The sequence below is a fragment of the Agrobacterium sp. genome, from assembly GCF_032092815.1.
Taxonomy (GTDB): domain Bacteria; phylum Pseudomonadota; class Alphaproteobacteria; order Rhizobiales; family Rhizobiaceae; genus Agrobacterium.
Genome location: NZ_DAMDBP010000013.1, coordinates 38,492 through 50,970, shown reverse-complemented (window position 1 = coordinate 50,970; position 12,479 = coordinate 38,492). Strand labels below are relative to the sequence as shown.

Annotated in this window: 9 protein-coding genes and 1 pseudogene; 9 read left to right on the top strand and 1 reads right to left on the bottom strand. The window is 54.4% G+C overall.

The features are described 5' to 3' along the window. Together RT613_RS10115 and RT613_RS10110 are read left to right on the top strand one after the other, a co-directional pair. Positions 1-748 (top strand): transporter substrate-binding domain-containing protein (locus tag RT613_RS10115; protein WP_313615019.1); only part of this gene is annotated, 748 nt, incomplete at its 5' end. A 463-nt stretch (positions 749-1,211) separates the two neighbouring features. Next, positions 1,212-2,591 carry a gluconate:H+ symporter gene (locus RT613_RS10110; RefSeq protein ID WP_313615017.1) on the top strand — a complete coding sequence of 460 codons (1,380 nt, stop codon included), beginning with the start codon at positions 1,212-1,214 and terminating at the stop codon, positions 2,589-2,591. Between the two features lie 389 nt (positions 2,592-2,980). Here RT613_RS10110 and RT613_RS10105 read toward each other — a convergent pair whose 3' ends face one another. Continuing rightward, on the bottom strand, positions 2,981-4,363 hold the full coding sequence (locus RT613_RS10105) for an ISNCY family transposase (protein ID WP_313615016.1): 1,383 nt from the start codon (positions 4,361-4,363) through the stop codon (positions 2,981-2,983). Positions 4,364-5,190: 827 nt separating this feature from the next. Here RT613_RS10105 and RT613_RS10100 point away from each other — a divergent pair. The 7 genes and pseudogenes from RT613_RS10100 to RT613_RS10070 all read left to right on the top strand — a co-directional run. Next, positions 5,191-6,081, top strand: coding sequence for a substrate-binding domain-containing protein (locus RT613_RS10100; protein WP_313615014.1), 891 nt, complete (start codon positions 5,191-5,193; stop codon positions 6,079-6,081). Positions 6,082-6,221: 140 nt separating this feature from the next. Further along, complete coding sequence (locus RT613_RS10095) at positions 6,222-7,736, top strand: sugar ABC transporter ATP-binding protein (protein WP_313615013.1); 1,515 nt, start codon at positions 6,222-6,224, stop codon at positions 7,734-7,736. Continuing rightward, entirely contained in the window at positions 7,733-8,695 is a 963-nt protein-coding gene (locus RT613_RS10090; RefSeq protein WP_313615011.1) for an ABC transporter permease, read from the top strand. The genes RT613_RS10095 and RT613_RS10090 overlap by 4 nt, the downstream gene beginning before the upstream one ends. A 21-nt stretch (positions 8,696-8,716) precedes the next feature. Next, on the top strand, positions 8,717-9,667 hold the full coding sequence (locus tag RT613_RS10085) for a sugar kinase (protein ID WP_313615009.1): 951 nt from the start codon (positions 8,717-8,719) through the stop codon (positions 9,665-9,667). Beyond that, positions 9,667-10,947 (top strand): D-tagatose-bisphosphate aldolase, class II, non-catalytic subunit, encoded by a 1,281-nt coding sequence (locus RT613_RS10080; protein ID WP_313615132.1) that lies wholly within the window; start codon positions 9,667-9,669, stop codon positions 10,945-10,947. Before RT613_RS10085 ends, RT613_RS10080 begins: the two co-directional genes overlap by 1 nt. Positions 10,948-11,090: 143 nt before the next feature. Beyond that, on the top strand, positions 11,091-12,110 hold the full coding sequence (locus tag RT613_RS10075) for a LacI family DNA-binding transcriptional regulator (RefSeq protein ID WP_313615131.1): 1,020 nt from the start codon (positions 11,091-11,093) through the stop codon (positions 12,108-12,110). Between the two features lie 45 nt (positions 12,111-12,155). Beyond that, positions 12,156-12,479 (top strand): annotated as a pseudogene (locus RT613_RS10070) (HAD family hydrolase); the annotation flags it as partial.

The window sequence follows — 12,479 nt, the reverse complement described above, 5'->3', positions numbered from 1 at the left end:
AACCGAAGGCGCCTTCCGACCCTACAATTTCACCAAGCCAGACGGAACGCTGGATGGTTACGAGATTGAGCTGAGCAAGGACCTCTGCGCGCGCATGAAGGTGGAATGCACCATGATTGCGCAGCCATTCGATGGCATCATTCCTGCCCTCAATGCTGGCAAGTTCGATGCGATCATGGCAGGTCTCACTGCCACGCCAAAGCGTGAAGAAACCATCGACTTCTCGGTATCTTACGGCCTGACACCCCAGACCTTTGCAACGCTGAAGGACAGCCCTTTCGCCAAGCTGCCACATACCGGTGAAACGCTTTATCTTGCCAAGGACGAAGCTGCAGCCCAGAAGGCGATTGACGACGTTGCTGCTGAGATCAAGGGTCGGACCATCGGTGTTCAGACATCCTCGCTCGGCCTGTCGCTCCTTGAAAAATACTTCAAGGATTCCACCGATATTCGCGAATACAAGACCACCGACCAGCATGACCTCGACCTCAAGTCGGGTCGTGTCGACCTCGTGGTCGCATCTCTTGCCTATTTGAGCGATGCAACAAAAAAGCCGGGCAATGAAGACATCGTCATGACCGGCCCATTCTTCAAGGGCGGCATTCTTGGTCGCGGTGTCGCAGTCGGCCTACGCAAGGGCGAGCCTGAATTGCAGAAGATGTTCAATGAGGCCATCGACGCTGCGAAGGCAGACGGCACTGTCAAGCGCCTGTCCGAAAAGTGGTTCGGCTTCGACGTAACACCGTAACCGCACCACATCACTTAAAAAGGCCGCCTCCGTGCGGCCTTTCTCTATCGTCCCACAAGATCAGACACGTAGAGCAGCGCGGTACGCGCATGGCTGTATTGCACAATAACTGTTTTCCAAATGATCAAAATTAAAGCATAATGACCACAACTGATGCATATGACGGCTTCCTCCCAGATCCGTTGCATTAGTTGTTCCCCTCTGGAGGTTTATGACCTTCAAACTTTACAGGCCGCGGCTTTTGCTGACGGCCTTTCTTTTTGTCTGCGTTTTCTCGAAAGAGCCGATATTCACAGCGAGTTGACGCTTAGACATTTCGTTTCAGGCGATATAGGCGTCATCACGTTGAGTGGTGACGGACTTTGTCGTAAAGCGCCGTCTGTCGATTCATTGTCAGTTCAAACATTGAATCTTCAGCGCGAACGGCTGGTAACAGCCCCGTAGTAGGTCGAGGAGTTTATATTTGCCCGAATTTGAACAGACATTATCCGCAGGCACATTGATTTCGATTGCGGCCGGCGCCGTTGCAGTGTTGTTGTTGCTCATTATCAAGTTTCGTGTCCACGCGTTCGTCGCTCTCATTCTCGTCAGCTTTCTGACGGCGCTTGTGACGGGCATTCCCACGGCAAATATCATGACAACCCTGACCAATGCCTTCGGCTCTACACTGGGCGGTGTAGCGCTTCTTGTCGGCCTTGGCGCTATGCTTGGCCGCCTGCTTGAAGTATCTGGCGGCGCACAGGCTCTGGCCGATGACCTTGTCCAACGGTTCGGTGAACAACGCGCGCCGATGGCTTTGGGCATCGCATCACTGTTTTTCGGCTTTCCGATCTTCTTTGACGCCGGCCTCGTTGTCATGCTTCCAGTGATGTTCACGGTCGCACGACGTCTTGGTGGAAGCCTGCTGTTGTACGGCATACCCGTCGCTACGGCCTTTTCGTGCATGCATGTGTTCGTACCGCCCCATCCAGGCCCGGTTGCAGCATCTGAATTGCTCGGTGCCGACGTCGGACTGCTGGTCATGGCCGGCCTGATCGTTGCTATTCCGACCTGGATTATTGCCGGTCATTTCTTTGGGACATGGGTTGGTAAACGCATTTTTTTGCCAGTTCCTCAAAACGGATCCGAAGAAACGAGCTCGGGTGAGGACGTCACATTGCCAAGCCCTGCACTGGTCGTTGGCCTTCTTCTATTGCCACTCATACTTATCTTCATGAATACCGGTCTCGATTTTGCACGCGCTCAGGAATGGGTGAACAAGGATGCGGGCTGGTTCCAGTTGCTACGTGCTATTGGTTCAACGCCGATAGCACTCCTGATCTCCGTTCTGGTCGCTGCGGTCGTGCTTGGCCCTATGCGTGGCCGCGACCCCATCAAGGTCGAACGCATCGTCGACTCCGCTCTGGGCCCAGTCTGCTCCGTTATCCTGATAACCGGGGCAGGGGGTATGTTCGGTGGCGTCCTTCGCGCCTCAGGCATCGGCGGTGCGTTGTCCAGTGCACTAGCCGATATTGGCATGCCGGTTTTTGTGGCCGGATTTCTTGTTGCGACGGCTCTGCGTGTCGCGCAGGGATCGGCAACCGTTGCCCTGATTACCGCTGCGGGTCTCATTCAACCTGCAATCCAGGCAGCTGGTTACCAAGGCATTGAATTGGCCGCCATTGTTATTGCAGTAGCATCTGGCTCAGTGATGCTCTCGCATGTCAACGATTCAGGCTTCTGGCTGGTTGGCCGTTTCTTTGACATGGATATCAAAACGACATTCAAGACTTGGACCGTGATGCAAACACTCGTCGGTCTTGTTGGTTTTGCAATATCGGGATTGATTTTCTCGTTGGCTTGACGGTGCACGCCAGCCTTTGGACAGGCTTTACAACGCGCTACACGCATCGTCCTGGGCCGCTATTTGCGCAACCCAATCGTTGGGTTCTCAAATATTTCCGATCGGTGGCGATACCACCGGTCGGAGTGGGACAGAGCTGCCAAGAATAGCAGCACAGCTAAATCTCCTAATTGAAGCCATTGAAATTATTGGCATGTCGCACTTCATCCTTGAACCCACCCGGCTACACATTTTGTGGCGGCGAAGTTGAAACGTCCGCCGGTTTGCAAAGTAGAACTGTCCGATCAGCCCCGATCTGAGCGGCTGATACCGGTTGCAAGATCAGATCGGGGCGGGTGGTAACACCTCTTCGGCTTTGGCTTTGGCTTTGGCTTTGGCTTTGAGACGCCTCACTCAGCAGCCTGCTGCCGCGACAGCGCCTTCTTTCGCCGCGCAATCACAGCCGGATCGTTGGTGAGGTCTTTGCGGCGACCAGGCCCACGAGCGCGTTTGACATAACCATTCTTGTCGCTGTTGCTCTTCACCTTCGGCTTGTCCAGCTGCTCCTGGCGTTCTTTGATGTAGGCAAGAACATCGCCGAGCCGCTTGTTTTCGGTGATCGCAGCGTGTGTCACACGCTGATCCTTGGCAAACACCGTGTAGGGCAGGCGATGCCCTTTCCAGCGCACATCCAATCGACCGTCGGCATAAGCGTAGGTCTCGACATATTTGCCAACAAGGCCACGCGTGACGTCGGTTTCCTCCAGCATGATCCGCTGTCGCTCATAGGAAAATGTCAGCTGCGATCCGACATAACGCTGTTCTCGCTTGCACAGGATCTCCTTCAATCGATCCGGTGCCAGATTCACCGGTCGATGCAAATCCTCGGATCGGGCAGGGCAAACCGCAAAACGGGCATTGTAGTCCTCCATGAAGCCGGACAAAAAAGCATTGCCAGCCTCCATGCTGTCGATGCCGGCCAGCCGCAATTCCTTGACCAAGCGGTCCTGCAGCGTCCGGTTCATCCGCTCGACACGACCCTTGGCCTGGCTGGAATTTGCACAGAGAATCTCTATGCTTAGCTCGCAAAGCGCCCGACCGAACTGCGTCAGGCCGCTCGTCCGGTCTTTCTTCGACGGGTGGAGTGAGCGAAAAACGCCGTGCTTGTCGCTGTAAAACGCCAGCGGTTTGCCCCATTGCTGCAAATAGGACTTCGTCGCATGCAGATAGTCGAATGTATTCTCCGAGCCAGCAAAGCGTAGATGCAGCAGCTTGCCAGTCGCGTCATCGATATAGACGAGCAGGGCGCATTTGGGCCCACGGTTCTCGAACCACCAGTGATGTGAGCCATCGATCTGCACCAGTTCGCCAAAGCAGTCACGTCGGCCGCGTGGCTGAAAAACCCGCTTCTTGCGTTCTTTGCGTGAGACCCAGATACCAGCCTCCGTCATCCATTGTCGCAGCGTCTCCTTGGCGACAGAGATATGGTGCAGCTCAATCAGCTTCTCACGCGCCAGTGTCGGACCAAAATCCAGATAGCGATCCCGGATCAGATCCAGCGCCGCATTGCGAAACTCTTCGCTATGGCGGCGGTTGCTCGGCCGCGATCGTTTCTTGGAAACAAGGCCGGCCGGACCATCCCGGTCATAGGCCTGCAGCAACCGATGAACCTGACTTCGACTAAGTCCGAGCTGTTCGGCTGCTTGGACAACGCTCAGGCGTTCGTCACGGATCTTCTGGATAAGTTCGAGGCGATGCAATTCTTTCTGCGACATGGTGATCATAAAGGACATGACGACTCCGACCGCTCATGGTCTCGACCAGGCTGAAGATCGTCATCCTCGCTCCCAACGTTGGCTTTGACCAGTGCGTCGAGAGGCGAGACTGTCGCATCTCTAACTGGCCCAACTGTCGCATTACTAAATAGCCCTTACACATTTGGATCGCATAAGTTTGATTATGGAACTTATCTATGTGGTGTCGTGGGGTGAGAGCCTAGAATTCCGCCCAGCAACAAATGTGAGATCCGCATGTGGGCATGAATTGGAAGCAATGTTGTCATCGATAGACCGCAACAGCGTACTGCAGAAAATTCAGTTTATTGCAGCAGACCTAGCGATGTGGAATTCGCAAGCCTATGGACCTGAAGACAACACGTATCTTCTTTTTGCCAAAGGGTGTTTTTAGAGCCACCGCCAGCAACATAGTTGCCACTCATTCAGCCCAAACAGAAGAACATTTTCTGGAATCGCGATTGCGCTATGATCTTTAATGCTAAATGCATTGAGAGATTCTTCTGCGAAATTCGTATTCTAACAGAGATCGAGATCATCGATTCTGACACTCCGCACAATGCTTGAAGTTTTGGCAATCGCCTCGCGACCCAGGCCGCCCCGCCCCAATCAAACAGAAATTTCCGGTTTAAAAACAACCTATTGGAACCAAGAAACCGTCGTTTCTTCACATAGGTACACATATTTATTTATCGCGCACATAATTTAAATTTGACGCGCGTAAATTTTTGTGGTCTTGATGCCCACGCGGTCGGAACCGGGGAGGGTCTGCCACTTCGACTGCAAGGAAAAACAGGCCCAAGCCGAAAACATTTCGGGAGGAAAAAATGATCCGCAATCGTATTTTGAAGTCTGTTTTCGCACTTGGCATGCTGTCCGTAGCGGCTGTTTCCGCTCATGCAGAAGGCATTGGCGCATCGCTTCTCACACAGCAGCACCCCTTCTACATCGATCTCGCTAACGCGATGAAGGACGAAGCCAAGGCAAAGAATATTCCGCTGGAAGTGTCCATTGCCAACCAGGACCTGAGCAAGCAGCTCGCAGACGTTGAAGACTTCATCGTCAAGGGCGTCGACGTGATCGTCATCTCGCCGGTCGACAGTCAGGGTGTACTAGCTGCCATCAACAAGGCTGAAAAGGCTGGCATCAAGGTTATCACCGTTGACGTGCCTGCAAAGGACGCAAAGGTTACATCGCATATCGGTACCGATAACTACACCGGCGGCGTCAAGGCTGGCGAGCTGATGGCCAAGGAACTTGGCAACAAGGGCAATGTCGCGGTTATCGATTACCCAACGGTTCAGTCGGTTGTGAACCGCGTTGAAGGCTTCAAAAAGGCGATTGCCGAACATCCTGACATGAAGATCGTATCGATCCAGACCGGCATCACGCGCGCTGAAGCTCTGGCTGCTGCACAGAACATGCTGCAGGCAAACCCAGACATCAACGGCATCTTCGGTTTCGGTGATGATGCGGCTCTTGCTGCTGCCGTTGCTGTAAAGGCTGCAAACCTCGAAAGCCAGGTCAAGGTTATCGGCTTCGACGGCATGGAAGAAGCCCGCAAGGCGGTTGATTCCAACCCGGTGATGGTTGGAGTTATCCAGCAGTTCCCTGACCAGATGGGCAAGGCCGCGGTTGATACGGCTGCCAAGGTTATCGCAGGCGAAGAAGTCCCTGCCGACCAGCCAATCGTACCTGGTGTCTACACCAAGAAGTAAGCCTCCCAAGGCTGGCTGGCCTCCGCTTTCAAGGCAATGAGGCCAGCATTCAGCGGTCCCGCGCTCCCCATCTCCCTTTTGCGCGGGGCCGCTGACGATCAATCAAAAAGAAGACGTAACAGGGTTTGAGGAGACGCCGAATGGCAGACGCCGACACGGACACCGTTCTCCAGATCAGCAATGTCACCAAAACATTCGGCACCGTCGCGGCGCTGAAGGATATGCGGCTTAACGTCAGACGTGGCCGAGTGCACACGCTGCTGGGCGAAAACGGTGCTGGAAAATCCACGCTGATGAAAATTCTGGCCGGTGTTTACCAGCCAAGTTCCGGCGATATCCGCTTGGACAATCAGCCATACCAGCCAAATAATCCGCAAGACGCTGCACGTCTGGGCCTGACCATCGTGTTCCAGGAACTGAGCCTGTGTAACAATCTGACCGTTGCCGAAAACATACTGGCGACGCGCGAGCCGTCTTTTGCCGGTTTTATCAATGACCGGGCGCTTGAGACCAAAGCACGCGAAATCGTCAAGGAACTCGGCCTGCCGATCAATGTTTCGGACAAGGTTGGTGATCTGTCCATTGCACAACGACAGCTCGTGGAAATTGCCAAGGGCCTCAGCATCGATGCCCGCGTGGTGGTTCTCGATGAACCCACCTCCTCCTTGAGCGACAGCGAAGCGGAAATCCTGTTCGGCATCGTCGAGCGGCTGAAAGCCCGCGGCGTCGCGGTGATCTACATTTCGCATCGCATGGAAGAAATCATGCGCCTGAGCGATGACATCACCGTTGTCCGTGACGGCTGTTATATCACCACACGCCAGCGTGAAGATGCCACCATTGAAGAGCTGATTGCACTGATGGTTGGCCGCACGATGGATGAGATTTACCCGCAGCGCGATACGCCTGCACCTGCGTCCTCTATCGCACCCATGTTGGCCGTTGAGGGCCTCAGCCGCGAAGGCGACTTTGAAAACATCAGCTTTGATGTTCGCCCTGGTGAAATCCTCGGGTTCTTCGGCCTTGTCGGCTCTGGCCGCTCCGAAGTGATGAACGCAATTTTCGGCATGAAACTGTCGAGCGGTACCATCCGCTTGAAGGGTGAAGTTGTTAACATCAACTCGGCTGTTTCGGCTATCCAGCACGGCATCGGATTTGTCACCGAAAACCGCAAGGAAGAAGGTCTGGTTCTCAGCCAGAGCGTTGAATCCAATATCAGCATGGCCGCGCTGCAAAGCTTTGCCAGCAAGTTTGGTTTCCTGCGCCGCAAGGAAGAACATCGTTCGGCCAATGCCGAAGTGGCACGCCTTTCCATCAAGACCGCGTCACTGGAAACAACGGCAGGTTCACTGTCCGGCGGCAACCAGCAGAAGATCGTTCTGGCTAAGTGGTTGCTGACCAAGCCCAAGGTTCTGATCCTTGACGAACCAACCCGTGGTGTCGACGTCGGCGCCAAATTTGAAATCTACAAGATCATTCGCCAGCTTGCAGCTGAAGGAACGGCTATCCTGCTGATCTCTTCGGAACTGCCTGAGGTGCTGGGCATGAGCGATCGCGTCGTCGTGATGAACGAAGGCCGCGTGATCGCCACCGCCAGCGGCGCAGATCTTAATCCTGAAACCATCATGACCTTCGCGACGGGGCACCAATCATGACCCAGACCAATCCTTCCGCAGCCGCTTTTATGAAGATCATGAAGCAATATGGCGGCATTCTTCTTGCACTCGTCATTTTGTGCGTTGTTTTTTCCTCTTACAACGCCCGCTTCATGTCGGTTGCCAATTTCATGAACATTCTGCAGCAGGTGGCAGTTATCGCCATTGCAGCATTCGGCATGACCTGGGTCATCCTGCTCGGGGAAATTGACCTGTCCATCGGATCCATCATTGCCGTTGCCGGCATGGTCGGCGCACAGTGTTTCGCCTTCGGTTTTGGTTTTGTCCCGGCCGTGCTGCTCACCCTGGCTGCAGGTGCCCTGATGGGAACCATCAATGGCACTCTGACCGCAAAACTTCTGTTGCCCTCCTTCATTGTGACCGTGGCAACAATGGGCATCTATCGCGGCCTCGTCAGCCTGCCCACCAATGGTGCGCCGGCAATGATCATGGATGAGAGCTGGACAGCGATTGGCGCCGAAAGCTTCCTCGGCCTGCCAATCATCATCTGGATTGTTCTGGCACTTTTCCTGTTCAACCACATCCTTCTGAGCAAGACGACCTTCGGACGTCGCGCCTATCTGATTGGCGGCAACAAAGAAGCAGCCCTTTATTCCGGCATCAAGGTTGATCGCATGAAGATCACCATCTTCATGATTTCCGGCATCATGGCTGCAATATCAGGCATTCTTCTGTCATCACGTCTGTCCTCTGCCCAGACAAATTCTGGCACCGGCGCTGAACTTGATGCGATTGCTGCGGCTGTTCTCGGTGGCACCAGCCTCGCTGGCGGCGTCGGAACCATGGTTGGCACGCTGATTGGTGCTCTGATCATCGGTGTGATGAACAACGGCATGAACATGCTGTCAGTACCTTACTTCTACCAGCTCATCGCCAAGGGTCTGGTTATCCTCATTGCTGTCTGGCTCGATGTACGCGCCAAGCAGGCAAAACGCTAATCCCGCATAAAAGACGATACCATGAGCAAGATACTGACCATTGGTGAAATCCTTGTCGAAATCATCGCAACAGACCGCGGCGACGGCTTTCGTGCCCCCGTACCGTTGATCGGCCCCTTCCCTTCCGGCGCACCTGCCATCTTCATCGATCAGGTGGGCAAACTTGGCCAGGCGTGCGCGATTATCTCGCGCGTCGGGGAAGATGATTTTGGTTATGTAAACCTCAACCGTCTTGAGGCAGATGGCGTCGACACCTCTGGTATCGAAGTTGATCCGCAAGGCACGACCGGCAGCGCCTTTGTGCGTTACCGTGAAGATGGCAGCCGGGCATTCGTGTTCAACATTCGCCACAGCGCATGCGGCCAGATCAGCCTCAACGACAAAACGCGGGCACTGCTCAACGAATGCACCCATCTGCACGTCATGGGCACAGCCCTTTACGCACCAAGCGTGGTTGAAACCATTCTGGCGGCTATCGAGGACATCAAGTCGAAGGGCGGCACCGTCTCTTTTGACCCGAACCTGCGCCCTGAAATTCTGGGCAGCCCTGGAATGCGCGAGGCACTGACAACGGTTCTGTCGAAGACTGACCTTTTCCTGCCGAGCGGCGAAGAACTGTTCCTGTTTGCCAATGCCAAAACCGAACAAGAAGCAGTTGCTGAACTTCTGGTCAGCGGTATCAAGGCCATTGTCCTGAAACGCGGTGAAAAAGGCGCGACCTATTTCGACGCACAACGGACCATTTCGCAGCCTGGATTTGAAGTCGAAGAAGTCGATCCAACCGGCGCTGGCGACAGTTTCGGCGCAACTTTCGTTACCTTCTGGCTGGCTGGAAAAGAGCCGTCAACTGCCCTCACATTGGCCAATGCGTCCGGTGCCCGTGCAGTGACCAAGGCAGGACCGATGGAAGGCGCCTCCACCCAGGCAGAGCTGGAAGATTTCATAGCCAATACCGCAAGGAAACAAGCATGATGAGCCAGAACCCGCTTCTCGATATCGCCACGTGGAAAGATCGTCCCGGTGCTCGGGGCATTCCGTCCATCTGCTCGGCCCACCCGCTGGTTATCGAAGCTTCGATGCTGCACGCCTTGAAGGACGGTAATTACCTGCTGGTCGAGGCGACCTGCAATCAGGTCAACCAGGATGGTGGCTATACCGGCATGACACCGGCTGATTTTCGTACCTTTGTCGAAAAGATTGCCGCAAACACCGGATTTCCATTGGAAAAACTTATCCTGGGTGGTGACCATCTTGGCCCGAACCCATGGAAAAATCTGCCTGCATCCGAAGCCATGGAGAAAGCGCGTGTGATGATCGCAGCTTTTGCCAAGGCGGGCTTCACCAAGCTGCATCTCGACACCAGTATGGGCTGCGCCGGCGAGCCTGTCGCCCTGCCCGATGCGATTACCGCTGAACGTGCAGCAAATCTTGCAGCGGTTGCCGAAGCCGCGATCAGTGGTGAAAATGGTGTCAAGCCAGTCTACATCATCGGTACCGAAGTGCCGATCCCGGGCGGCGCGATGGAAGAAATTGATGTTCTCGAAGTGACGTCACCAAGTGCCGCTCTCGAAACGGTCAATATTCACCGTGAAGCCTTCAAAGCTGCTGGTGTTGAAGACGCCTTTTCGCGTGCAGTTGGCGCCGTTGTTCAGCCGGGTGTCGAGTTTGGCAATCACAATGTGATTGCCTATGTGCCGGAAGCTGCAAAAGACCTCAGCGCTGCGCTGTCCGAGATGCCGGGGTTTGTGTTCGAGGCACACTCCACCGACTACCAGACACAAGAGGCACTGCACTCATTGGTTCATGATGGTTTCGCCATCCTCAAGGTTGGCCCTGGCTTGACCTTTGCGCTTCGCGAAGCCTTTTATGGGCTGGATCGCATTGCAGCCTTCCTTTTCCCGGAAAAGCGCAAGGAAAGCCTCATTGAGGTTATCGAGCACGTGCTGACAGCTGATCCGAAGAACTGGGAAAAATACTATCACGGCACATCGGATGAACAGCGTTTGCAGCGCCACTTCAGCTATAGTGACCGCGTTCGTTATTACTGGCCGAACCCGGAAATTTCGCAGGCCGTTGACGACATGTTTGCCTTGCTCAATGGCGTGGAAATTCCAGAAACGCTGATTAGCCAGTATCTTCAGGGAAGTTACGAGCGCGTGCGCACTGGCGCGGTTCGTCCCTTCGCTCATGACCTTTCCATTGCTGCAGTTGATGCCGTTCTGGACATTTATTTCAAGGCGTGCCGCTCTTAACGAGCGGCATAAAGCTTATCGTGTAAAATCATTCTGGCAGATTGATCGTCCCCTTGCGGGAAGGTAGATGTAAAAATTCAATCGATTTATGCCGGACTGAGGAATGGGGAATTCATACCGTGGATAAAGCGCCGATCAAAACGATGGAGGATTTTTCCGAATTCGTCGGCCTGTCTCGACCGACGGTTTCCAAATACTTCAATGATCCTTCATCCGTTCGTAGCAAGACCCGCGATCTGATCGAGGCAGCGATCAAGGAATCCGGTTTCCGGCCCAATATGTTTGCGGTGAATCTTAACCGCCGCCGCAGCAATATTCTTGGCATCATCATCCCCAATTCCACCGATCCCTTCTATATGGCCCTCACCCGCCGTGTGGAATTGCTTGCCAATGAAGCCGGATTTCTGGCTTTCATCCTGTCGTCGGATGGTAATCCGGAGATAGAACAGCGCGCCATCGAGACGCTGAAATCCATGAACGTCGCCGGCGCCATTATTGCGCCACTCGGCGTAAAATCACATCACCAGACACTTGCGCAGCTTGGCGCCAGCATTCCATTGATTTACGTGGATTCCCCGCTGGATGAGACATCATCCTTTGTCGGAACCAACAACCGTCAAAGTTTCCAGCTGATTGTTGACTATCTATGCCGCTCAGGCGAACCGCCCTGCTACCTCGGCATGCCCGGCGTCAACAACAATGCCACCAGCCGTCGGCTCGCCTATATTGATGCGATGGAACAGCTGCGCATGGACCCAAAGATTGTCGCCACCCTGGAAGGTCGCGATTGGGATTTCGAAAAATTCGGCTATGACGAAACCATGCGCACGCTCAAGGAGCATGGTCGTTTCCCGACAAAGACTGTTTTGTGCGCCAACGACCGTGTGGCATTCGGTGCCATTGCAGCCGCATGGCAATCGGGCTTGAAGGTTGGGCGTGGCGTCGACTGCGACATTCGTATCGCCGGCCATGATGATCATCCGTTGTCGCGTTATGCCTGCCCGCCGATTACCACCGTTGCCCAGAACTACAACGAAATCGGTCGCCTTGCGACCGAACTGTTGTTGTCCAAACTTGGCGAAACCACTGAAACAAAAAGCGACATTCCTTCTGACGAACGAATTTTGCTGAATGCCGAAATCATGCTGCGCGATTCAGCCTGAGTATGATAAGCGAAACCTCCCACCAGATATGAACGGAAATCTGCCATGACGAATGAAATGCGGTCCCTTCCCTCCTCCTTGAGCGAGGCCCACGCCGCATTCCTGTTCGACATGGATGGAACGCTGTTGAATTCGATCGCAGTCGTTGAGCGTGTCTGGCGTGAGTGGGCTGTCGATAATGGTATTGAGCCCAACGCATTCCTGCAGCGTATTCACGGGCTTCGCGCCATTGAGGTGGTCCGTCGCGAAGCTGTTGCCGGTCTTGATGTGGTTGAGCAGGCCGCCATTCTGCTGCAGCGTGAGATGGATGATGTCGACGGCATCATCAAGATACCCGGCATCGCAGCTTTCCTTTCCAAGGTACCAGAC